Origin of the sequence: Herbiconiux sp. UC225_62 (assembly GCF_042694625.1) — a bacterium.
Taxonomy (GTDB): domain Bacteria; phylum Actinomycetota; class Actinomycetes; order Actinomycetales; family Microbacteriaceae; genus Herbiconiux.
This window is the reverse complement of record NZ_CP170551.1, coordinates 1,624,997-1,647,904: the sequence shown is the minus strand read 5'-3', so window position 1 is coordinate 1,647,904 and position 22,908 is coordinate 1,624,997. Positions and strand designations below refer to the sequence as shown.

Here is a 22,908-nt window from a genome sequence, read left to right as displayed (position 1 = left end):
CCCTACGGCCGGGAGGTGGACTCGCGGACGATCAGCTCGGGCTGGAAGACGACGTGCTGGTACTCGTCGGCGCGCGGCGCGTCGATCTCGGCCATCAGCAGTTCGGTGGCGGTGCGTCCCATCTCCCACGCCGGCTGGCGGATCGAGGAGATCGGGATGGCCGCGTTCGCGGCGAAGTAGATGTCGTCGTAGCCGATGATCGCGATGTCGTCGGGAACCCGCACACCGGCGTGCGTGAGCGCCTGCAGCACCCCGAGGGCGATGAGGTCGTTCGCGGCGAACACCGCGTCCGGCCGCTCCTCCGCCGGCAGCGCGAGAAGCTGCTCGGCGCCCACCCGACCGGCATCGGCGCGCATCGAGTCGAGTTCGAGGATGCGGAGCGGCCGCGCACCGTGCTCCCGGACGGCATCCTGAGCGCCGCCGGAGCGCTGGGCGACCTGCAGCACGGCGCGCGGCCCACCCACGAAGGCGATGTTCGTGCGCCCGAGGTCGAGGAGGTGCTCGGCGGCGAGCTGCCCGCCCCGGTGGTCGTCGACCGAGACGGAGCTGAAGCTGCGGGCGTTCTCGTGACGGTCCACCAGCACGACGGGTGAACCGCGCTCGCGCAGCCGCTCGAGGCGGGTGAGCACGTTGCCGACCGGCGTGATGAGCAGCCCCGCCACCCTCTGCTCCTCGAACAGGTCGAGATAACTCAGCTCACGGCTCGCGCTCTCGCCGCTGTTGCCGAGGATGAGCGAGCGGTTGAAGTTCGTGAGCGTGTCTTCGACGCCGCGTGCGATGTCGGTGAAGAAGGGGTTGCTGACATCCAGCACCATGATGCCGACGGTGCGGCTCTGGCCCACCCGCAGCTGCCGGGCGGCGTCGTTGCGGATGAAGCCCAGCTTGTCGATGGCGTCGAGCACGCGCTTCGCGGTGTCGGGCGCGACGGGCTTGGACTGATTGAGCACGTTGGAGACGGTGCCGACGGAGACCCCGGCGAGCGCTGCGACGTCGCGGACGTTGGCCGTTGCCATACTCACCTCATAGTGGTCGGGGTTCGCGACGCGGAACAGCCGCATCGGAACGCTTCCTGAGGATACCGCGCCGACGCGCTGAGACGATTCACTGAGATCGATGAATTCGAAACCCTAACGATTCCGCATCCAACTTGACGCGATCGAATTCTCCGCCGTAGAGTCGTGGCTGCACCACAGTAAAACGATTCACTGTTCGATCCTCGATGCGGAGGTGGTGGGTAGCCAATGGCGACTGACCCTTATACCGGAACTCTTCCGGCAGACGTGACACCGGTGGTGTCCGCACTCTCCTTGACCGGAGCGAGCAAGACATTCGGTCCGGTGATCGCCCTTGCCGACGGCACCGTCGACATCCGGCCCGGCGAGATCCACGCCCTCGTCGGAGAGAACGGCGCCGGCAAGTCGACCCTCGTCAAGATCCTCGCCGGTGTGCACCAGCCCGACGGTGGCGTCTTCCTCGTGGGCGGCGAGCCGGTGAGCTTCCGCACCCCCGCCGACAGCAAGCTGGCCGGCATCTCGGTGATCTATCAGGAGCCGACGCTGTTCCCCGATCTCACCGTCGCCGAGAACATCTTCATCGGCCGTCAGCCCCGCAACCGCGCGGGCCTGATCAACCGCGCCGAGATGCGCCGCCAGGCCCGCGAGCTCTTCGCCCGTCTCGGCGTGCCGATCGACCCCGACCGCGTGGCCGAGGGGCTCTCGATCGCCGACCAGCAGATCATCGAGATCGCCAAGGCCATCTCGCTCGACGCCAAAGTGCTCGTCATGGACGAGCCCACGGCGGCTCTGAGCGGCGTCGAGGTCGACCGCCTGTTCGGAGTGGCCCGCGCCCTGCGTGACCGCGGCGCCGGCATCCTCTTCATCTCCCACCGCTTCGACGAGGTCTTCGCCCTGTGCGACCGGATCACCGTCATGCGCGACGGCCGTTACATCTCCACCCACGACACCACGGCCGTCACCGTCGAGGAGATCGTGCGGGAGATGGTCGGCCGCAACATCGACGCCCTGTTCCCGAAGTCGGAGGCCGTGATCGGCGCCACCGTGCTGAAGGTCGAAGGCCTCGGTCGCGCCGGCGTCTTCACGGGAATCGACTTCGAGGTGAAGTCGGGCGAGATCGTGGCACTGGCCGGCCTCGTGGGCGCGGGCCGCACCGAGGTGGCGCGCGCCGTGTTCGGCATCGACAAGTACGACGCGGGCAGCGTGACCCTCGGCGGCAAGCCGCTCAAACCGCACAGTCCCCAGTCGGCGATCGACGCGGGAATCGGCTTCGTGCCCGAAGACCGCCGCAAGCAGGGACTCGTGATGGATCTCTCGGTGGCGAAGAATGCCACCCTCACCCTGCGCAAGACGCTCGCGAAATTCGGCCTCATCAACGGCCGCACCGAGCGACGCGTCGCCGAGGACTGGTCGAAGCGCCTGCAGGTGAAGACCGGATCGCAGGACTACGCGGTCTCGACGCTCTCCGGCGGCAACCAGCAGAAGGTCGTCATCGCCAAGTGGCTCGCGACGGAACCGAAGCTCATCATCGTCGACGAACCCACCCGCGGCATCGACGTCGGCACCAAGGCCGAAGTGCACCGCCTGCTCTCCGACCTCGCCGGCCGCGGCATCGCCGTGCTGATGATCTCCTCCGAGCTCCCCGAGGTGCTCGGGATGGCCGACCGCGTGCTCGTGATGCACGAGGGCCGGATCTCCGCCCAGTTCTCCCGCGAGGAGGCCACCGCCGAGCGTGTCATGCACGCGGCGACCGCGTCATCCGAAGGAGCCGCCGCATGAGAACCTTCTTCCGTCAGCGAGAGATCCCGGTGGCCGCCGCACTGGTGGTGCTGGTGCTCATCACCTTCGCCATCAACCCGCTCTTCCTCTCTCCGCAGAGCGTGAAAGACCTGCTGCTCAACGCCACGATCATGATCATCCTGGCCGTGGGTCAGGCGCTGGTCATCATCACGCGCAACGTCGACCTGTCGGTCGGCTCGATCGTGGGCCTGGTGGCGTTCGGCACGGGAACGCTGTTCAACATCGCGCCCGGGATGCCGATCCCGCTCGTCTTCCTCATCGGCATCGTCTTCGGCGGCGTGCTCGGCGCCATCAACGGACTCCTGGTGACGCTCGCGAAGGTGCCGGCGCTGGTGATCACCCTGGGCACGCTGTACATCTACCGCGGCATCCTCTCCACCTGGGCCGGCAGCAAGCAATACTTCTCGGGCGACAACCCGAAGGCGTTCGGTCAGCTCTCGGTCGACACCTTCTTCGGCTTCCCGATCATCACGATCATGGCCGTCGTGGTGGTGATCGTGGTCGCCGTCGTGCTGGCCTTCCGTCGCGGTGGGCGCGACCTCTACGCCATCGGTTCCGATCCGGATGCCGCGAAGCTGTTCGGCATCCCGACCGGCCGCCGCGTGATGGCCGCGTTCATCGCCTGCGGCGCCCTCACCGGTCTCGCCGGCATCCTCTACGCCTCGCGCTACAACTCGGTCGGCGCCCTCACCGGTTCGGGCCTCGAGCTCGACGTCGTGGCCGCTGTAGTGGTGGGCGGTGTCGCCATCTTCGGCGGATCGGGCACCGTCGTCGGTGCTGCGATCGGCGCCGTGCTGCTGTCGACCATCACGAGTTCGCTCACCGCCACCCGGGTCGACAAGTTCTGGCAGCAGGCCATCGTCGGCGTGCTCATCCTGGCGGCCATCGTGGTCGACCGCGTGGTGAGCATCCGAAATACCAGGAAGCTACGAGTAAGTGAGGCTCGCGATGTCTGAGACTCTGATCGACACCTCCGCCGCCCCCAAGCGCGGCCTCCCGCGCTGGCTGCGCGGCAACGACGCGATCATCTTCGCGGTGCTCATCCTCGTGATCCTGGTCTCGATGATCTCGGTGAAGAACTTCGCCAGCACGCTCACGGTCGGGTTCCTGCTCATCCAGATCGTGCCGATCATCCTGATCGCCATGCCGATGGCCCTCGTGATCATCTCGGGCGAGATCGATCTCTCGGTGGCGAGCACGGCGGGCCTCACCAGCGCCGTGATGGGCGTGCTCTGGCGCGACAGCGGACTGAACATCTGGATCGTCATCCTGCTCTGCCTCCTCGTCGGGGTGGCGGCGGGAGCCTTCAACGGGTTCCTGATCACCACGCTCGGGCTGCCGTCGCTCGCGGTGACGATCGGAACGCTCGCGCTCTACCGCGGCCTCGCCCTCGTGGTGATCGGCGACGGCAAGGTCTCGAACTTTCCGACCGAGCTCACCGCCCTCTCCACCGCGAAGTTCGGCGCGACCGGCATCCCGGTGGTGATGGTGCTCGTGCTCGTGGTGATCGCCTTCTTCGGGGTGCTGCTGCACTTCACCCCCTTCGGCCGCGGCCTCTACGCCCTCGGCTTCAGCAAAGAGGCGGCGACCTTCGTGGGCATCCGCGTCGGACACGCGAAGTTCTGGCTGTTCGTCGCCACCGGCGTGGTCTCCTCGCTCGTCGGCGTCTACTGGACCCTGCGCTTCGCGAGCGCCGGCCCCGACAACGCCACCGGCATCGAGCTCAGCGTCATCGCCGCGGTGCTGCTCGGCGGCGTGTCGATCTTCGGCGGCAAGGGCACCATCCCGGGCGTGGTCGGCGGCGTGCTGCTGATCGGAACCCTCACTTACGCCCTCCGGCTCGCGAAGGTGCCTGAGACCACCCTCGTCATCGTCACGGGCGCCCTTCTCGTGATCTCCGTCGTCGGACCCAGCTTCGTCGGCTGGGTTCGTGAGCGCATCCGGTTGTCGCGGGTGCGCCGAGACGTCCAGAGGTTGTCCACCTCCGGTCCAACCAGCGCCTAACGCACCAGGCGTGCCCTAAGAAAGGAAGAACAATGGAGTTGTTTCACAAGTCCGGGAGCTCCGGCTCCCGCAACGGACGACGCATCGCATCCTTCGCGGCCATTGCCGCAACCCTCGCTCTGGTGGCGACCGGATGCGCGGCGACGTCTGACGACGCCTCCTCGACCGACAGCGCCGGCGGCGACAGCCCCGGTTCGATCGTGTTCCTGCCCAAGCAGCTGAACAACCCGTACACCGACGTCGTTCTCGGCGGCGGCGACGCGGCCTCGAAGGAGATCGGCTTCGACGCCTCGACCCTCGGCCCGCTGGAGGCCAGCGCGAGCGCGCAGGTCCCCTTCATCGAGCAGGCCACGCAGGAGGGCGCGAACGTCATCGTGATCGCCGCGAACGACCCCGACGCCGTCGGCCCGTCGCTCCAGCAGGCCCGCGACGCCGGCGCGAAGATCGTCGCGTTCGACTCCGACACGAACCCCGATTTCCGTGACGTGTTCGTGAGCCAGGTCGTGGCGAAGGATGTCGCGCTCGTGCAGCTCGAGATGATCAACGATCAGCTCGGCGAAGCCGGCGGCGACATCGCCATCCTCTCCGCCACCGCGACGGCCACCAACCAGAACGAGTGGATCAAGTTCATGGAGGAGGAGCTGAAGTCGAACCCCGACTACGCGAAGCTCAACCTCGTGACCACGGTCTACGGTGACGACGACGCCGACAAGTCGTTCAAGGAGGCCCAGGGCCTCCTGCAGAGTTACCCGAACCTGAAGGGCATCATCTCGCCCACCACGGTCGGCATCGCTGCTGCGGCGAAGTACCTCTCGACCTCGGACTACAAGGGCAAGGTCGCACTGACCGGCCTCGGTCTGCCGAACGAGATGCGCGAGTTCGTCAAGGACGGCACCGTCACCGAGTTCGCCCTGTGGGACCCGGCGCAGCTCGGCTACGTCGCCGCCTACGCGGGCCAGGCGCTCGTCGACGGCACCATCACCGGCGCCGAGGGTGACACGTTCACCGCCGGTGACCTGGGCGAGAAGACCGTGGGAGCTGACGGCATCATCGTCGTCGGCCCGCCCACCAAGTTCAACGCCGACAACATCGACGACTACGACTTCTAGGCCGTAGCCGTCTCCGGCCGGCGCCGGGTCCTCCTCCCGGCGCCGGCCTCCCCCTCTTTCCGCACCATCTCCAGGAAGAGCCATGAGCATCCTCACCCCCTTCTCCCGGCGCAAGACCCGCATCGGCCTCGTCGCCGGCGGCCTCGCCGCCTACTGGCCGCAGTTCCCCGAGTTGCTGCCCCAGCTGCGGGAGTCGTCGGCCTACGTGACCGGGCGCTTCAACGAGCTCGACGCCGAGGTCGTCGACGTCGGATTCGTGTCCGATGCGCAGGAGGCCACGGCCGCGGCCGAGAAGCTGCGCGTCGCCGACTGCGACCTCATCGTGATCTTCCTCACCACCTACCTCACCTCCTCGATGGTGCTGCCCATCGCCCAGAAGTCGCACACGCCGGTGCTCGTCATCGACCTGCAGCCGACCGAGGCGATGGATCACGCGAACTTCGACACCGGCAAGTGGCTCGCCTACTGCGGCCAGTGCCCCGTGCCCGAGGTCGCCAACGTCTTCAAGCGGGCCGGCATCCCGTTCCGCTCGGTCTCGGGTCACCTGAAGCAGGAGTCGGCCTGGACCCGCATCAACCAGTGGGTGCACGCCGCGGGCGTGCGCGCCCGCCTGCGAACCGCTCGCCACGGCCTGATGGGCCACCTCTACCCGGGCATGCTCGACGTCTCCACCGACCTCACCCTCGTGCAGACGCAGTTCGGCTCGCACGTCGAGGTGCTCGAGTTCGATGACCTCCGCGTGCGCGTCGATGAGGTAACGGATGCGCAGGTACGCGAACGCGTCGACCTCGCCCGTGAACTCTTCACCATCGACGGTTCGGTCGACCAGGAAGACTTCGACTGGGGCGCCAAGGTCTCTGTCGCTCTCGACCGCCTGGTGTCCGACTTCGACCTCGACACGGTCGCCTACTACCACCGCGGACTTCAGGGCGAGCAGCATGAGCGTCTCGGTGCCGGAATGATCCTCGGGTCCTCGATCCTCACGGCTCGCGGCATCCCGATGGCCGGCGAATACGAACTGCGCACCTCGATCGCCATGCTCGCCGCTCAGGCCATCGGTTCGGGCGGATCTTTCACCGAGATCCAGGCGATCAACTTCTACGACGACGTCGTGGAGATGGGGCACGACGGCCCCGCACACCTCGCCGTTTCGGCCCGCGATCCGCTGCTGCGCGGCCTCGGCGTCTACCACGGCAAGCGCGGCTGGGGCGTCTCGGTCGAGTTCGACGTGCAGGCCGGACCAGTCACCACCTTCGGGCTCGGGCAGGAGCGCGACGGTTCCTACGTGTTCATCACGTCCGAAGGCTCCGTCGTTCCTGGTCCCCTGCTCGAGATCGGCAACACCACCTCGCGCGTCGACTTCGGCGGTGACCCCGGAGAATGGGTGGACGAATGGTCGCAGACCGGCATCGGGCACCACTGGGCGCTCTGTGTCGGCCACCGCGCCGCGGACATCAAAGCCGCTGCCGCGCTTCTCGGCATCGGCCACCGCCACGTCGACATGTCCGCAAAACGCAGCTGGGAGCTCTAATGTCACATCCGATACAACGCGTCTGCTTCCAGCTTCACGTCAAGCCCGAGCTCATTCCCGAGTACACCCGGCGGCACGCCGCGATCTGGCCCGAGATGGCTCAGGCGCTCAAGGACAACGGGTGGAACAACTACTCGCTCTTCCTGCGCCCGGATGGCCTCCTCATCGGCTATTTCGAGACCCTGTCACTCGAAGCGGCTCAGGCGGGCATGGGGGCCACCGACGTCAATGCCCGCTGGCAGGCCGAGATGAGCGAGTTCTTCGTCGATCTCGAAGGCGAGCCCGACACCGGTTTCCAACAATTGACCGAGGTGTTCCACCTCGAAGACCAGCTCGGGACCACAACGACCACTTGACACGCTAGACTGAATAGTGAATCGTTTCACTATTCCCGCAGGCGGATCCGGATACACGAAAGAGAATTTCAATGGTGCAGTTCAGCGACATCGCGTCCGAGCTCGAGCGTCAGGCGATCGAGCTCCCCTCCTGGGCGTTCGGCAACTCGGGCACCCGCTTCAAGGTCTTCGGCACGCCGGGCACGCCCCGCACCCCGGAGGAGAAGATCGCGGATGCGGCCCAGGTCAACAAGTACACCGGGCTCGCCCCGAAGGTGGCCCTGCACATCCCGTGGGACAAGGTCGAGAACTACTCGGCCCTGCGCTCCTACGCCAACGACCTCGGCGTCGACCTCGGCACCGTGAACTCGAACACCTTCCAGGACGAGGCCTACAAGTTCGGCTCGCTCACCTCGAGCGACAAGGCGACCCGCCAGAAGGCGATCGACCACCACCTCGAGTGCATCGACATCATGCACCTCACCGGCTCGCAGGATCTCAAGATCTGGCTCGCCGACGGCACGAACTACCCCGGTCAGGGCGACATCCGTTCGCGTCAGGACTGGCTGGCCGAGTCGCTCTCGGCGATCTACGACGCTCTCGGGGATTCGCAGCGGCTCGTGCTCGAGTACAAGTTCTTCGAGCCGGCTTTCTACCACACGGATGTCCCGGACTGGGGCACCTCCTACGCCCACGTCTCGGCGCTCGGCGACCGCGCCTTCGTGTGCCTCGACACCGGCCACCACGCGCCGGGGACCAACATCGAGTTCATCGTGGCGCAGTTGCTGCGGCTCGGGAAGCTCGGCTCCTTCGACTTCAACTCGCGCTTCTACGCCGACGACGACCTGATCGTGGGGGCGGCCGATCCGTTCCAGCTGTTCCGCATCCTCTTCGAGGTGGTGCGCGGCGGCGGCTACGCGGTCGACTCGCCGGTGGCGTTCATGCTCGACCAGTGCCACAACGTCGAAGAGAAGATCGTGGGCCAGATGCGCTCGGTGCTCAACGTGCAGGAGATGACGGCGCGCGCGCTGCTCGTCGACCGCGCGGCCCTGCTCGAGGCGCAGAACGCGAACGACGTGCTCGGCGCCAACGGCATCCTGATGGACGCTTTCTACACGGATGTGCGGCCTCCGCTCGCCGCCTGGCGCGAGTCGCGCGGGCTGCCGGGCGACCCGATCGCGGCGTTCAAGGCCTCCGGCTACCAGGAGCAGATCGTGGCCGAGCGTGTCGGCGGCGCGCAGGCGAGCTGGGGCGCGTAAGCCACTCTCGCCCCGCAGGTTTGCGGCCCGGGACCCCTGGTGGTGGGGGTCTCGGGCCGCAATTCATCGTGCGCTGCGCTCACCCGCACGTTTTCGCGGAATGGGGGCGGCGGGATGCGCCAAAGCGTGCGGATGAACGGCGATCGGGCGGCGGGCGGGGTGCCGTAGGGTCGAGGGGTGGTGGAGGAGCGGATGCCCGCGGGCGGCGATGCGGCGAGCGGCGGCGGCAGCGCAGCGCGAGTGACGGCAGCGCGGCGGCGCACCGTGGGAGCCGCCACTCAGCTCGGCACCGAGGTGAGCATCAACCTCGGGTCAGCGCTGGCGGGGCTCGTCATCCCGATCGTCGGAGCGCCCGTGGTGGTGGCCGCGCGCCAGCTCGTGATGGCGGCCGTGGTGCTGCCGTTCTACCGCCCGAAGCGCTCGGAGCTCACCTGGCGGCGGTTGTGGCCGGCGATCGCCCTCGGCCTCGCGCTGGCGGTGATGAACCTCTCGTTCTACCAGGCGGTGCATCTGCTGGGCCTCGGCATCGCAGCCACGATCGAGTTCCTCGGCCCGCTCACGCTGGCTCTCGTCACCTCCCGCCGCCTGCTCGACGTGATCTGCGCGGTCGCCGCCGGCGGAGGCGTGTTCCTCCTCACCGGGTTCGACGGCACGGTCGACGGCTGGGGTATCGCGCTCGCGCTCACGGCCGCCGCCGCGTGGGCGGCCTACATCGTGCTCACGCGGCGGGTCGCGACGCGGCTCCCGGGTCTCGAAGGGCTCACCGTCGCAGGCATCGTGAGTCTCGTCATCCTGCTTCCCCTCGCGGTCGCCACCGTGGACGTGACGGTGATCGACTGGCGGGTGCTGGCCCTGCTCGTCGGGGTGGGCATCCTGTCGTCAGCCCTGCCGTACAGTCTCGACACCTTCATCCTGCGGCGGATCACCCCGCGCCTCTACGCGATCATCACCGCGTTCGGACCCGTGGTGGCGGCGGTGTTCGGCTGGCTCATCCTCTCCGAGCAGTTCACCGTGCTGGAAGTGGTGGCGATCGCGATCGTCTGCGGGGCGGCCGGCACCGCCATCGCCACCCAGCGCGACAAGCCCGGGGCACCGAAGTCCGACCTCGAACACCTCGCCGAGATCACCCCCTGAGCCCGGAAGATAGGGTGACAGCATGATCGGAGCCGAACGCCGCGAGCGCCTGCTCGGCCGCCTGGAGCACGACGGCGTCATCCGGCTCGAGGAGTCGGCCGCCGACCTCGGCGTCTCGACGATGACGGTGCGGCGGGACCTCGAAGCGCTCGAGCGCGAGGGTGTCGTGGTGCGGGTGCGCGGCGGCGCGGTCGCCACCGTGAAGGCGCGCTCCTTCGAAGAGCGCCAGGGGGTCGACGACGCTGCCAAGACGGAGATCGCCCGCAAAGCGCTCGACCTGGTGCCGGCGAGTGGCGCGATCGCGGTCGACGCGTCGTCGACATCCGGGCACCTGCTGACGCAGCTGCGGTCGGTCGACGACCTTCTGATCGCCACGAATTCGGCGCACAACCACGCCCGCGCGCGCGCGCCGTGCGCGGCACTCGCGCCGTGCTGGTGGGTGGCGAGCTCGAACCGCGAACCGACAGCTTCGTGGGCCCCATCGCCTGCGCGGCGGCCGCGATGCTCAACTACGACCGGTTCTTCACGTCCGCCTCCGCCGCCGACCTCGAGCACGGCACGAGCGAGACCATCCTCGAGGAGGCGCAGGTGAAGCGCGAGATGGTGCGGGCGGCCCGCGAGACCGTGCTGCTGATCAACTCGGCGAAACTGGAGCGGCGCGCCACCGCCGTCGCCATCCCGTGGGAGCACATCTCGATCGTGGTGACGGAGCTCGACCCCGCCGACTCCCGCCTCGACGCCCTCCGCCCCCTCGTCGAACTCCGCTGAGCGCGAATTCCGCAATCCTGAGGCACACCGTGCCCGTAGAGCGCTCGGTTGCCACCACGTTTGCGGTTCTCGACATCCATCCCGCCACCGCGCGTTCACCCTCGCGCCGTTGACGCACGGAGGCGTCTCTGTTAGCTTTTGTGAAGTTCACACAATCTGACACTCGACGGAGCCTCCCATGACGTCCCCCGCTGCCGCCGCGCTGATCGCGCGCTCGAACCGCCTCGGTTCCGACCCGAAGAACACCAACTACGCCGGCGGCAACACCTCCGCCAAGGGCCTCGAGGTGGACCCGGTCACGGGCGAGGAGGTCGAGCTGATGTGGGTCAAGGGCTCGGGCGGCGACCTAGGCACCCTCACCGAGGCGGGCCTCGCCGTGCTGCGAGTCGACCGGCTTCGCGCGCTGCAGAACGTCTACCCGGGCGTCGACCGTGAAGACGAGATGGTGGCCGCCTTCGACTACACCCTCTTCGGCAAGGGCGGCGCCGCCCCGTCGATCGACACCGCCATGCACGGTCTGGTGGATGCCGCCCACGTCGACCACCTGCATCCCGACTCCGGCATCGCCATCGCCACCGCGGCTGACGGCGAGGAGCTGACCGCCAAGATCTTCGGCGACAAGGTCGTCTGGGTGCCGTGGCGCCGCCCCGGCTTCCAGCTCGGCCTCGACATCGCCGAGATCAAGCGCCAGAACCCGGAGGCGATCGGCACGATCCTCGGCGGCCACGGCATCACCGCGTGGGGCGACACCAGCGACGAGGCCGAGGCCAACTCGCTCTGGATCATCCGCACCGCCGAGGCCTACATCGCCGAGCACGGGTCGCCGGAGCCATTCGGCTCCGCGCTCGAGGGCTACGGCGCCCTCGACGTGGCCGAACGCCGCGCCAAGGCGGCCGCGCTCGCGCCCACCATCCGCGGGCTCGCCTCCACCGACAAGGCTCAGGTCGGTTCCTTCACCGACGCCGATGTCGTGCTCGACTTCCTCGCCAGCACCGAGCACCCGCGCCTCGCGGCCCTCGGCACGAGCTGCCCCGACCACTTCCTGCGCACGAAGGTGAAGCCCCTCGTGCTCGACCTGCCGGCCGACGCGAGCGTCGAGGACTCGATCGCCCGCCTCAAGGAGCTGCACGCCGAGTACCGCGCCGACTACGCCGACTACTACGAGCGCAACGCCACCCCCGAGTCCCCCGCGATGCGCGGCGCCGACCCGGCGATCGTCCTGATCCCTGGCGTCGGGATGTTCTCCTACGGCGCCAACAAGCAGACCGCCCGCGTGGCCGGCGAGTTCTACATCAACGCCATCAACGTGATGCGTGGCGCCGAGTCGCTCAGCACCTACGCGCCCATCGACGAGGCCGAGAAGTTCCGCATCGAGTACTGGGCCCTCGAGGAGGCCAAGTTGCAGCGCCTGCCGAAGCCCAAGTCGCACGCCACCCGCGTGGCGCTCGTCACCGGCGCCGCGTCCGGCATCGGCAAGGCGATCGCCACGCGTCTGGCCGCCGAGGGCGCCTGCGTCGTGATCGCCGACCTCGACCTGTCCAAAGCGCAAGCGGCCGCGGCCGAACTCGGCGGAACGGATGTCGCGATCGGGGTGCAGGCGAACGTGACGAGCGAGAACGACATCGAGGCGGGCATCCGTGCCGCCCTGCTGCAGTTCGGCGGGCTGGATCTCGTGGTGAACAACGCCGGCCTCTCGATCTCGAAGCCCCTGCTCGAGACCACCGAGGCCGACTGGGACCTTCAGCACGATGTGATGGCCAAGGGTTCGTTCCTCGTCTCGAAGGCCGCCGCGCGCGTGCTCATCGAGCAGGAGATGGGGGGCGACATCATCTACATCTCGTCGAAGAATTCGGTCTTCGCCGGCCCGAACAACATCGCCTACTCGGCGACGAAGGCCGACCAGGCCCACCAGGTGCGGCTGTTGGCCGCCGAGCTCGGCGAGTACGGCGTGAAGGTGAACGGCATCAACCCGGATGGCGTCGTGCGCGGCTCGGGCATCTTCGCCGGAGGCTGGGGCGCGAAGCGCGCCGCGGTCTACGGCGTGCCCGAGGAGGAGCTCGGCGCCTACTACGCCCAGCGCACCCTGCTGAAGCGCGAGGTGCTGCCCGAGAACGTGGCGAACGCGGTGGCCGTGCTCACCGGAAGCGACCTCACCCACACGACGGGCCTCCACATCCCGGTCGACGCCGGCGTCGCCGCCGCCTTCCTCCGCTAGGCTCCGGGCATGACAGCAGCAGTCGCCGCGGTCGATCTCGGCGCCACCAGCGGGCGGGTCATGCTCGGGTACGTGGGGCACGACGAGCTGCGGCTCGTTCCGGTCGCGCGGTTCCCGAACAACCCCGTGCGCGTACTCGACGGGCTGCACTGGAACATCCTCGAGCTCTACCGCAACGTCGTCGTGGGGCTCGGCTCGGCGCTGCGCGAGGAACCGGATGTGCGCAGCATCGCCGTGGACTCCTGGGCGGTCGACTACGCCCTGATCCGCGACGGGCGGATGCTCGGCAACCCGTACCACTACCGCGACGAGCGCACGGCGGCGGGAGTCGACGCCACGCACGCGATCGTCGGCCCCGCCGAGCTGTACGCCGCGAACGGCCTCCAGTTCCTGCCCTTCAACACGCTCTACCAGCTGGCGGCCGAGCAGCTCGCCGGCTCGCTCGCGCCGGCGGAGTCGATGCTGCTCATCCCCGACCTGCTCGGCTACTGGCTGACCGGCGAGCAGCGGGCCGAGCAGACGAACGCCTCCACCACGGGTCTTCTCGATGTGCACACGGGCAGGTGGGATGACGAGCTGATCCGGCGTCTCGGCCTGCCGCGCAGCATCTTCCCCGACATCGTCCACCCTGGTTCGACGGTCGGCACGCTGCTGCCCGCGGTCGCAGCCGAGATCGACGCGACGCGCGCGCTCCCGGTGAGCGCCGTCGGGTCGCACGACACCGCCTCGGCGGTCGTCGCGGTGCCGGCGACCGGCCCCGACTTCGCCTACATCTCGAGCGGCACGTGGTCGCTCGTGGGGGTGGAGCTGGAGCATCCGGTGGTCTCGGAGGACAGCCGCGCCGCCAACTTCACCAACGAGGGCGGTGTCGACGGGCGCATCCGCTACCTGCAGAACGTGTCGGGACTGTGGCTGCTCTCCGAGTCGGTGCGCACCTGGGAACGCGGCGGTGAGCAGATCGATCTGCCGACCCTCCTCTCCGCGGCCTCCGCCGTCAGCACGCCCGTGCCCGTGTTCGACGCGGCCGACCCCCGCTTCGTCGCCCCCGGCGACATGCCCGCGCGCATCGCGGCGTGGTGCACCGAACACGGTGTGGCGGCGCCGCAGAGCCCGGCCGAGTTCGTGCGCAGCATCCTCGAGAGCCTCGCGGATGCCTATGCCGTCTCGATCGCGACCGCCGCAGCGCTCTCGGGCAAGCAGATCTCGGTCATCCACGTCGTGGGCGGTGGATCGCAGAACGCGCTCCTCTGCCAACTGACGGCCGACCGCACGGGGCTCCCGGTTCTGGCCGGACCCGTCGAGGCGACGGCCGTGGGCAACGTGCTCGTGCAGGCGCGGGCGCAGGGCCTCCTCTCGGGAGACACCTCCCTGGAGGGCCTCCGCGCCATCGTCGCCAAGACCTTCGCCCCCACCCGCTACGAGCCCGCGACCCGCTGACCCCCCACCGACCCCGCCGAACTCCCTCCGCGCCTGATTTCGGGAGGACGAGAGCGTCACCGGGGCCGTTTCGGGGCCCGGCCGGGCTCTCCTCCTCCCGAAACGCGGCGGCGCGGGTAGGGTGACCGCGTGGGTGCTGAGGTGGGCGCGAGCGAACGCGGTGAGCCTCCCGTCGTGAGCCGCGGCGTGCTGTTCCCCGCCGAATCGGCGCCGATGGTGCGGCTCGAGCGGTATCGACCGAGTGCCGACCTCACGGCATTCGTGCGGCACTACTGGATTCCGCGGTGGAGCCTGCCGCCCGGCGCGACGCACGAGGAGCTGCTCCTGCAGTACGCCACGTGCAACCTCGTGGTGAGCGACGACTACGCCGCCCTCTTCGGACTCGCGCGCGGCGTCGGATCGCGCACTCTCGAGGGCGAGGGCTGGGCATTCGGCGTGATGCTGCAGCCCGGCACCGCACGGACCCTGCTGGATGCGCGTGGCGACGAGCGCACCGTCGCGGGCCTCTCCGAGGCGCCCGCGCCGCTCGACGGTCTGGTGACGGGCGGGGCGGAGCTGGCCGCCGGCATCCGTTCGGTCCGCGACGACGACACCGCCATGATCGCCGCCTTCGAGCAGTGGCTGCGCAGCCTCCGCCTCGACGCAGGCCGGGGCTCCCTCATCAACGACGTCGTGCACGCGGTGGAGACCGACCCCGACATCCGCACCGTCGAGGATCTCGCCGGCCGCTTCAGTCTCGGTGTGCGCAGCCTCCAGCGGCTCACGGCCGAATTCGTGGGCATGAACCCGAAGTGGCTGCTGCAGCGACAGCGGCTCCAGGATGCCGCGGCACGGCTGCGCGACGATCCTGACGCCGACCTCGCGACGGTGGCCGCCGAGCTCGGCTACGCCGACCAAGCGCACTTCAGTCGCGACTTCGCGCGCGCCGTCGGCCTGGCTCCCGGCGAGTACTCACGTCGGACACAGGTCGAATCCGGGCGGAACGTGCCAGAATTGCGGAGCGAGGGCGTGTCCCGAGCAATCGCACCGAACGCCGCGGACCATCCGGGCGCAACTGAGTAACGGCAACACTGACCCGCACGGCATGGACGCTAGAGAAGGTGCAGCAAGAACGAAGATGGGACGCGAACTGAACATCGTCAGTTACAACCTGCGGAAACATCACGCGAGCGGGGAACTCCGAGACCTGTCGAGGCTCTACGACGTCGACGTCATGTGCCTGCAGGAATGCGACACCGAAGACATCCCGGAGCGCATCGACCACCTCGTGCTCGCCGACTCCACGAAGACCAACCGCCTCGGCCTCGCCGTCTACTACCGCGAAGACCGCTTCGAGCTGCACGCCACCCGCGTCTTCGCCCTGCGCAAGTCGATGCACGACCGCGTGATGGCGCCGGCGCACGAGCGCTTGCTGGCGGCGAAGCTCTTCGACAAGGAGATCGGCAAGGAGATCCTCGTCGGTTCCTTCCACGCGGCGCCGCTCACGGCATCCAACTCCCTGCGCCGCAAGCAGATCGCGGCGGCGCACAGCGCGTTGCGCGTGATGGGCCCTGGGCTGCCGACCGTCATGGTGGGCGATTACAACTACCCCTGGTTCCGCGCCAACCTCTCGGAGCGCATGGAGGAGTCGGGCTACCTGCTCTCCTTCAGCGACAAGCCCACCTACGCGCGCTACAAGTACTTCAAGGGCCACTTCGACTTCGTGACGAGCGCGCACACGCGCATCGACTCGATCGACACCCTCCCGCAGGGCGAGAGCGACCACCTGCCGATCCTGGTGGTCGCCGGCGTCGAAGACTGACCCGAACCCGACCTTTCGTCAGGGCAGGATGGTGGGGACGAGTCCTCCGTCGACCCCCAGCGCCCGACCGCTCGTCGCCGACGAGAAGTCGGAGGCGAGATAGGTCACCAGGTGCGCGATCTCCTCGGGGCGGATGACCCTCCCCAGGAGCGACCCGGCCACTCGTCCGTCCGCGACGAAACGAGCCTCCTGTTCGTCCCTCTCCAGGCCCGGGTAGAGGTCGTCCCACATCGCCAGCACCCCGTCGCTCATCGTCGGGCCGGCGAGCACGCTGTTCACCGTGACGCCGGTGCCGGCGAGCGCTTGCGCGAATCCGCGGGACACGGCGAGCTGGGCCGTCTTGGTCATCCCGTAATGAACCATGTTCGTGGGCGGCTGGACGCCGGCCTCACTGGAGATGAAGACGACGCGGCCGTGTCCGCGATCCGCCATCCCCTTCGCGTAGTGACGGGTCAGGCGCACCCCGGAGAGCACGTTGATCTCGTAGATTTCACGCCACTCGTCGTCGCTGATCTCGAAGAGGGGCCGCGCCGGGAAGACCCCGGTGTTGTTCACGAGGATGTCGACGGACGGCAGCTGTTCGAAAAGCAACTGCGCCCCGGACTCCGTGCCGACATCGGCCGCGATACCCCGGGCGCCGAGTGCGTGCGAGACCGAGTCGACCCGTGCCTGGTCGCGTCCGTTGACGACGACATCCGCTCCCGCCTCGGCGAGCGAGGTGGCGATGGCCCGGCCGATACCGGCGCTCGAACCCGTGACGAGGGCGACTCGCCCGGCCAAGTCGATCTTCATGACTCGTGTCCTTTCCGAGCGCCCGGAACTCCGCGGGCGGCGCTCACGCCTCAGTCGCGGTCGTCGTAGCGACGGCTCCCTGCGCCGTACACGACGATGCCGGCGATCGGGATGAGCACGAAGAAGATCCACGACCAGCGGAAGCCGTCGGGCGTGAAATAGCCGAAGAGGAAGAACAGGCCTAGCGCCAGGAACGGCGACAGCGACACGATCACGCGCCCGAGCGTGCCGCCGAGCGGCTGGCGTCGGGAGCCACCGCCACTGCGCACGCCGTTGGGGTCGTAGAGCTGCTCGCGGAACGCGGTCGGCGGCGCCAGGTCGGGGTCGGGCGCCGGCGCCGTCGAGGCGGCGGGGATGCTCTGAGCGGCCGGATCGGGCAGGTCGGCGAACAGCGGCGCCAAGTCACCGCGGGTCACCGCGCTCTTGGCCGAGGCGGACCGCTCGGTGAACTCGTCGGCGGTGATGCGGCCGTCGGCGAGCGCGCGTGCCAGCGCGGACACCGCCGTGTCGCGGTCGGCGTTGCTCAGCCGCTGGCCGGCGGTCGCGGGGTCGGTGTAGTCGCTCATTGCACCAGATTGCCGCATCGCGCGGCCTCGCGGAAGCTCTGCCGCGCGCGTCCGTCCCTTTCGGCCTGGATCGATGCGCTCTGGAGGCGGAAGGAAGCCCGGATGCGCGCTGCGGCCGCGTCTGTGTAAACTGTGGTCTGACCATGTGGTCTGACCACAGAGACGCGCGAAGCGACACAGCACCGAGCAAGGAGGCCCCGTGAGCACGGACTCAGCACCCCTCGCTTCGCTCGAGCCGACCCGAGCGTGGGAGGTCGTGCTCCAGCGGATCGAGAGCGACCTGCTCTCCGGTGCCCTGGCGCCCGGCGACCACCTCCCGCCGGAGCGCACCCTCGCCGCCGACCTCGGCGTCGGCCGCTCCAGCGTGCGCGAGGCGCTGCGGGTGCTCGAGGTGCTCGGGCTCATCCGCACGGCGTCCGGATCGGGTCCGCAATCGGGCGCCATCATCATCGCGCGGCCCACCGGCGGCATGTCGGCGCTCGTCCGCCTGCAGGTCGCGGCGCACGGATTCGCGGTGCGCGACGTGGTGAAGACGAGGCTGGTGCTCGAGTCGGCCGTCGTCGGCGAGCTGGCTGCGGCATCCGAACCCGACCTGGACGCGGCGCTCGAACTGCTCGACGCCATGGAGCAGGATGCACCGCTCACCCGCGACGAGTACCTCACGCTCGACCAGGCCTTCCACCTCGCCCTGGCCGTGGCGTCGGACAACGAGGTGATCGCCTCGATGATGGCGGGCCTCCGCGACTCGATCGAGAAGTATGTGCGGGTGGGCGCGTCTTTCCTGCCCTCGTGGGAGGACACGGCGAGGCGCCTGAAGGCCGAGCACCGCGCCATCGTGGCGGCGATCCAGGCGCACGACGCCGAGCTCGCACGCACCCGCATCCGGCAGCACATCGAGACCTACCACGCCGAGACGAACGTCTCGAGCGTCCACCCCCACTGACGGCGGCCCGCCGTCTCCCCCGACCAATCGCACGACGACCGAAGAGGAACACCATGGTTCAGCGCCGCATCCCGAAGATCAAAGACCTCGCCCCGCTCATGCAGTTCAAGGCGCCCGAGCTGAACGCGAAGAAGCGGCGCCTCGACGCGGCGCTCACCATCGCCGACCTGCGCGCCATCGCGAAGCGCCGCACCCCGAAGGCCGCCTTCGACTACACCGAGGGCGCAGCCGAGGGCGAGATCAGCCTGCAGCGCGCTCGACAGGCGTTCGAGGACATCCAGTTCAACCCCTCGATCCTGCGTGACGTCTCCACCGTGAACACCGGATGGGATGTGCTCGGCGCGCCCGTGTCCCTCCCGTTCGGTATCGCCCCCACCGGGTTCACCCGCATGATGCAGACCGAGGGCGAGATCGCCGGAGCCGGCGCGGCGGGGGCTGCGGGCATCCCGTTCGCCCTGTCGACCATGGGCACCACCGCCATCGAAGACGTGAAGGCCGCCAACCCGAACGGCCGCAACTGGTTCCAGCTCTACATGTGGAAAGACCGCCCCCGCAGCATGGCGCTCGTCGAACGCGCCGCCGCCGCCGGGTTCGACACGCTGCTCGTGACCGTCGACGTGCCGGTGGCCGGCGCGCGCCTGCGCGACAAGCGCAACGGCTTCTCCATCCCGCCTCAGCTCACCGCGGGCACCGTGGTGAACGCGATCCCGCGCCCGGAATGGTGGATCAACTTCCTCACCACCGAACCCCTCGCCTTCGCCTCGCTCGACCGTTGGTCGGGCACGGTCGGCGAGCTGCTCGACTCGATGTTCGACCCCACCGTCACCTTCGAGGACCTCGAGTGGATCAAGGCGCAGTGGCCCGGGAAGGTCGTGGTGAAGGGCGTGCAGAACATCGCCGACGCGCGCCGGCTCGCCGACATGGGTGTCGACGGCATCACTCTCTCGAACCACGGCGGCCGCCAACTCGACCGGGCACCCATCCCCTTCCACCTGCTCCCGGATGTCGCCCGCGAACTCGGCAAGGACATGGAGATCCACCTCGACACGGGCATCATGTCGGGGGCCGACATCGTGGCATCCGTCGCGCTCGGTGCCCGCTTCACGATGGTGGGGCGCGCCTACCTCTACGGGCTGATGGCCGGGGGGCGACAGGGCGTCGACCGCATGATCGACATCCTGGGCACGCAGGTGGCACGCACCATGCGGCTGCTCGGCGTGAACTCCCTCGAGGAGCTGAACCCCTCGCACGTGACGCAGCTCGAACGGCTGATCCCGCGGGCGGTGGCGCCCGCCGTCGTCGCGGCGGCGGAAGCCGCGCCGGTCGCGGCCGCTGCTGCTCGGGCGCGCGCTCCGCGGGCCTCGGCGTCCACGACGACCGCGAAGGCGCCGTCCGCGGCATCCGCTGCGTCGGCGACGAAGAGCCGGGCGCGCAAGCCCGTCACCAAGGCCGAAGCCGCCACCGGCGCCGACGCGTAACGCGCTCCCGTCGCCACGGGTGAACGGGGGCGCGAAGGACCCCGTATGCGCGCTCAATGCCTCCCACATTCGCCCGAATCGACACCCGACCCGCGACCGGGACCTTTCGGGAGGACGTGCGTGCACCGAACCCCGTATGCGGGCGTCGTTCGCGTTTCCTCCTCCCGAAACGCGGCTCCGCACCCGCGCCAGTGCACGAGGAGCGACCACCGCCCTCGCGGAAGTCACTCGAGCGGCTGCAGACCGGAGCCGATCCGACATCGGCGCGCGACGGGCCGCCAGCACCGTTTCGGGAGGAGGTGAGCCAGACCGACGCCGTTTTCGGCCCCGGTCGGCGTCTCCTCCTCCCGAAACGGAGGGGCTAGGGAGTGACCTCGGCGAGGAGCGGCGGGTTGGCGCCGGCCCTCGAGACCGTGATGGCTGCGCAGCGCACGGCGAACTCCCCGATCGTGGCGAGGCGCTGCGCGTCGAAGGCCGACCCCTCACGCAGCGCGGCAGCAGGAACGCCCTCCTCGAGCATCCCGGCGAGCTGGAAGATCAAGGCGCTCATGAACGAGTCACCTGCGCCGATCGTGTCGGCCACCTCGACCCGCGGCCCCGCGACGGAGCGCCGCTCGTTGCGGGTCGCGAGCACCGCGCCCTCGCCACCGCGCGTCACCGCCACGAGCTTCGGGCCGAGAGCGAGGATGCGGTCGATCGCCTCGTCGACGGTCGCCTCCGGGTAGAGCCACACCGCGTCCTCGTCGCTCAGCTTGAGCACCGTGGTGGCGCACGCGAGTTCCTCGAACCGCTCGAGCGCTACGGCGTGGTCGGTGACGATCGTGGGCCGCATGTTGGGATCGAAGGTGATCACCGGCGCGTTCTCCGACGCCGCCAAGCGGCGCACGATGGCGAGCACCGACGATCCGCCCGGTTCGAGGAACGCCGCGATCGAGCCGACGTGCACGATGTCGGCGTCCGGCAGCTCGAGGTCCTCCGGAAGCGACCAACGGAGGTCGAAGTCGTAGAGGGCCGAGCCGTCGGGCTGCACGTGCGCCGTCGCCGACGAGGTCTCGCTGTCGCGGATGGACGCCGGTGCGATCACGACTCCGGCCGATTCGAGATGCTCCACGATGGAGCCTCCCCGGGCGTCACGGCCGAGCGCGGTAAGGAGAGACACCGCCAACCCCAGCCGGGCAGCGCCGTAGGCGATGTTCATGGGCGAGCCGCCCGGGTGCTCGACGAAGATCGGCGAGCCCTGGGAATCCGGGGCATCGACCACGTCGACCAGGGATTCTCCGATGGCGAGCACGGTCGCGGGCATGGAGGCAGCCTCTCTGCGGCGGGGACGGGATGGTTTCAGTGTAGGGCGGGCCGGTATGCGAAAATCGCGTGATCGGCGATCGGCATCGAGCGCCGGCAGGAGGGAGCGATGCGCATGGGATTCTTCGACCGGATCTTCGGGGGCGGGCGGAGCGGCGTGATGGTCACGTCAACCGAGGTCGATTCGCGCGCGTTCACCGTGACCACGGTGCGCGAAGGGTACGACAGCGAGCAGGTGTCCGAGTTCCTCAACCGCGCGGTGGCGACGATCGACGCCTACGAGCGGGGCGACACGACCGGCATCGAGCTGCTCACCGCGGTCGAGGTCGTGAACAAGCGCTTCTCGCAGACGAAGTTCCGCTCCGGTTGGGATCAGGGGGAGGTCGACGATCTGCTCGACGACGTCGTCGTCACGCTCCGCTCGTACGAGTCGCCTGCGGCCTGCACGACCGAGTAGCGACTCGCCTCGCGACGCTCCGGAAGCGGATGCGCGCCCGCGGCCGCACTCGCCCGTAGCCTTGTGCGGTGCCCGCTGACCCCTTCGACCGCTACGGTTCCGACGTGCTCGCCACCTACAACCGGCGCACCGCGCCCGTCGCTCTGCCGAAGGTGGAGGCCGAGTTCGATCTCGTGGTCGAGGAGGTCGCGAGCGACTTCTGCGGCAGCGTGACGCGCGTGGAGGGCCGAACGGTCGAGCTCGAGGACCGCCACGGCAAGCGCCGGGTCTTCCCCCTCGGGGCAGGATTCCTGCTCGAGGGTCGCGCCGTCGAACTCGTGCACCCCAAGACGGCGGCCACGCGCGCGGCCGAGGCCGGCCCGCGTCGCACCGCCTCCGGCTCGTTCGCGGCTCCGCTCGAGCGCGCCCGCGTGGCCCGGCCGAGTCGCATCTACGTCGAGGGCCGGCACGACGCCGAACTGGTGGAGAAGGTGTGGGGAGACGACCTCCGCGGCGAGGGCGTGGTGGTCGAGTACCTCGAAGGGGTCGACGACCTCGACGCCGTGGTGCGCGAGTTCGCACCGACCCGCGAGCGCCGCATCGGCGTGCTGGTCGACCACCTCGTGTCCGGCTCGAAGGAGAGCCGCATCGCGGAGGCCGTGGCGCGCGGGCCGTTCGGGGCGCACGTGGCCGTGGTGGGGCATCCGTTCGTCGACATCTGGCAGGCGGTGACCCCGACGGCGATGGGCATCCGGGCCTGGCCGACCGTGCCGAGGTCGATCGAGTGGAAGCACGGCATCTGCGAGGCGTTCGGCTGGCCGCACGCCGATCAGGCCGACATCGCGCGGGCGTGGAAGCGCATCCTGAGCCGGGTGAACACGTACACCGACCTCGAGCCCGTGCTGCTCGGGCGGGTCGAGCAACTCATCGACTTCGTGACCGAGCCGGTCTAGCGGGCGGAACCGGCGCCATCGGCGTGGCCGAC

At 69.2% G+C, this 22,908-nt stretch carries 21 protein-coding genes and 1 pseudogene; 18 read left to right on the top strand and 4 right to left on the bottom strand.

Annotated elements, in window-relative coordinates; translation table 11 throughout:
* Nucleotides 1-2: 2 nt before the first annotated feature.
* Entirely contained in the window at nt 3-1,013 is a 1,011-nt protein-coding gene (locus ACFJGU_RS07885; protein ID WP_382309201.1) for a LacI family DNA-binding transcriptional regulator, read from the bottom strand.
* A gap of 228 nt (nt 1,014-1,241) precedes the next feature.
* Between ACFJGU_RS07885 and ACFJGU_RS07880 the strand changes: the two genes are divergently transcribed.
* The 14 genes and pseudogenes from ACFJGU_RS07880 (at nt 1,242) to ACFJGU_RS07815 (ending at nt 16,406) form a co-directional block, all read left to right on the top strand.
* Nucleotides 1,242-2,792 (top strand): sugar ABC transporter ATP-binding protein, encoded by a 1,551-nt coding sequence (locus tag ACFJGU_RS07880; RefSeq protein ID WP_382309199.1) that lies wholly within the window; start codon nt 1,242-1,244, stop codon nt 2,790-2,792.
* Nucleotides 2,789-3,769 (top strand): ABC transporter permease, encoded by a 981-nt coding sequence (locus tag ACFJGU_RS07875; protein ID WP_382309197.1) that lies wholly within the window; start codon nt 2,789-2,791, stop codon nt 3,767-3,769. The genes ACFJGU_RS07880 and ACFJGU_RS07875 overlap by 4 nt, the downstream gene beginning before the upstream one ends.
* Nucleotides 3,762-4,817, top strand: coding sequence for an ABC transporter permease (locus ACFJGU_RS07870; RefSeq protein WP_382309195.1), 1,056 nt, complete (start codon nt 3,762-3,764; stop codon nt 4,815-4,817). The genes ACFJGU_RS07875 and ACFJGU_RS07870 overlap by 8 nt, the downstream gene beginning before the upstream one ends.
* 32 nt (nt 4,818-4,849) lie before the next feature.
* Nucleotides 4,850-5,926, top strand: coding sequence for a rhamnose ABC transporter substrate-binding protein (gene rhaS / locus ACFJGU_RS07865; RefSeq protein WP_382309193.1), 1,077 nt, complete (start codon nt 4,850-4,852; stop codon nt 5,924-5,926).
* Between the two features lie 82 nt (nt 5,927-6,008).
* Complete coding sequence (locus ACFJGU_RS07860; protein ID WP_382309191.1) at nt 6,009-7,457, top strand: arabinose isomerase; 1,449 nt, start codon at nt 6,009-6,011, stop codon at nt 7,455-7,457.
* Complete coding sequence (locus ACFJGU_RS07855) at nt 7,457-7,813, top strand: L-rhamnose mutarotase (protein ID WP_382309190.1); 357 nt, start codon at nt 7,457-7,459, stop codon at nt 7,811-7,813. The genes ACFJGU_RS07860 and ACFJGU_RS07855 overlap by 1 nt, the downstream gene beginning before the upstream one ends.
* Nucleotides 7,814-7,884: 71 nt before the next feature.
* A complete protein-coding gene (gene rhaI / locus ACFJGU_RS07850; protein ID WP_382309188.1) occupies nt 7,885-9,051 on the top strand; it encodes an L-rhamnose isomerase in 1,167 nt (388 codons plus the stop codon).
* Nucleotides 9,052-9,228: 177 nt separating this feature from the next.
* Nucleotides 9,229-10,185, top strand: coding sequence for a DMT family transporter (locus tag ACFJGU_RS07845; RefSeq protein WP_382309186.1), 957 nt, complete (start codon nt 9,229-9,231; stop codon nt 10,183-10,185).
* 22 nt (nt 10,186-10,207) lie between these two features.
* A pseudogene (locus tag ACFJGU_RS07840) lies at nt 10,208-10,516 on the top strand (DeoR family transcriptional regulator); the annotation flags it as partial.
* An 80-nt stretch (nt 10,517-10,596) separates the two neighbouring features.
* The gene (locus ACFJGU_RS07835) at nt 10,597-10,953 is read left to right on the top strand and encodes a hypothetical protein (protein ID WP_382309184.1); all 357 of its coding nucleotides are present in this window, start codon (nt 10,597-10,599) and stop codon (nt 10,951-10,953) included.
* A gap of 178 nt (nt 10,954-11,131) precedes the next feature.
* Entirely contained in the window at nt 11,132-13,168 is a 2,037-nt protein-coding gene (locus tag ACFJGU_RS07830) for a bifunctional aldolase/short-chain dehydrogenase (RefSeq protein ID WP_382309182.1), read from the top strand.
* Nucleotides 13,169-13,177: 9 nt separating this feature from the next.
* Nucleotides 13,178-14,605 (top strand): rhamnulokinase family protein, encoded by a 1,428-nt coding sequence (locus ACFJGU_RS07825; protein WP_382309180.1) that lies wholly within the window; start codon nt 13,178-13,180, stop codon nt 14,603-14,605.
* Nucleotides 14,606-14,734: 129 nt separating this feature from the next.
* Nucleotides 14,735-15,667 (top strand): helix-turn-helix domain-containing protein, encoded by a 933-nt coding sequence (locus tag ACFJGU_RS07820; RefSeq protein ID WP_382309178.1) that lies wholly within the window; start codon nt 14,735-14,737, stop codon nt 15,665-15,667.
* A gap of 55 nt (nt 15,668-15,722) precedes the next feature.
* Nucleotides 15,723-16,406, top strand: coding sequence for an endonuclease/exonuclease/phosphatase family protein (locus ACFJGU_RS07815; protein WP_092550086.1), 684 nt, complete (start codon nt 15,723-15,725; stop codon nt 16,404-16,406).
* 18 nt (nt 16,407-16,424) lie between these two features.
* On the opposite strand, the gene ACFJGU_RS07810 is transcribed toward ACFJGU_RS07815, so the two are convergent.
* Nucleotides 16,425-17,198, bottom strand: coding sequence for an SDR family NAD(P)-dependent oxidoreductase (locus ACFJGU_RS07810; RefSeq protein ID WP_382309176.1), 774 nt, complete (start codon nt 17,196-17,198; stop codon nt 16,425-16,427).
* 50 nt (nt 17,199-17,248) lie between these two features.
* Nucleotides 17,249-17,764 (bottom strand): DUF1707 domain-containing protein, encoded by a 516-nt coding sequence (locus ACFJGU_RS07805; protein WP_382309174.1) that lies wholly within the window; start codon nt 17,762-17,764, stop codon nt 17,249-17,251.
* Between the two features lie 199 nt (nt 17,765-17,963).
* On the opposite strand from ACFJGU_RS07805, the gene ACFJGU_RS07800 reads away from it, so the two are divergent.
* On the top strand, nt 17,964-18,707 hold the full coding sequence (locus ACFJGU_RS07800; RefSeq protein WP_382309172.1) for a FadR/GntR family transcriptional regulator: 744 nt from the start codon (nt 17,964-17,966) through the stop codon (nt 18,705-18,707).
* Between the two features lie 53 nt (nt 18,708-18,760).
* Complete coding sequence (locus ACFJGU_RS07795) at nt 18,761-20,185, top strand: alpha-hydroxy-acid oxidizing protein (protein WP_382309170.1); 1,425 nt, start codon at nt 18,761-18,763, stop codon at nt 20,183-20,185.
* A gap of 361 nt (nt 20,186-20,546) precedes the next feature.
* Here the strand turns inward: ACFJGU_RS07795 and ACFJGU_RS07790 are convergent, their stop codons facing one another.
* Nucleotides 20,547-21,488, bottom strand: a complete 942-nt coding sequence (locus tag ACFJGU_RS07790; protein ID WP_382309168.1) for a carbohydrate kinase — start codon at nt 21,486-21,488, stop codon at nt 20,547-20,549.
* A gap of 108 nt (nt 21,489-21,596) precedes the next feature.
* Between ACFJGU_RS07790 and ACFJGU_RS07785 the strand changes: the two genes are divergently transcribed.
* Together ACFJGU_RS07785 and ACFJGU_RS07780 are read left to right on the top strand one after the other, a co-directional pair.
* On the top strand, nt 21,597-21,944 hold the full coding sequence (locus ACFJGU_RS07785) for a DivIVA domain-containing protein (protein ID WP_382309166.1): 348 nt from the start codon (nt 21,597-21,599) through the stop codon (nt 21,942-21,944).
* Nucleotides 21,945-22,012: 68 nt separating this feature from the next.
* Nucleotides 22,013-22,876: a DUF3097 domain-containing protein gene (locus ACFJGU_RS07780; protein WP_382309164.1), complete on the top strand. Its 864-nt coding sequence runs from the start codon at nt 22,013-22,015 to the stop codon at nt 22,874-22,876.
* Nucleotides 22,877-22,908: the final 32 nt, after the last annotated feature.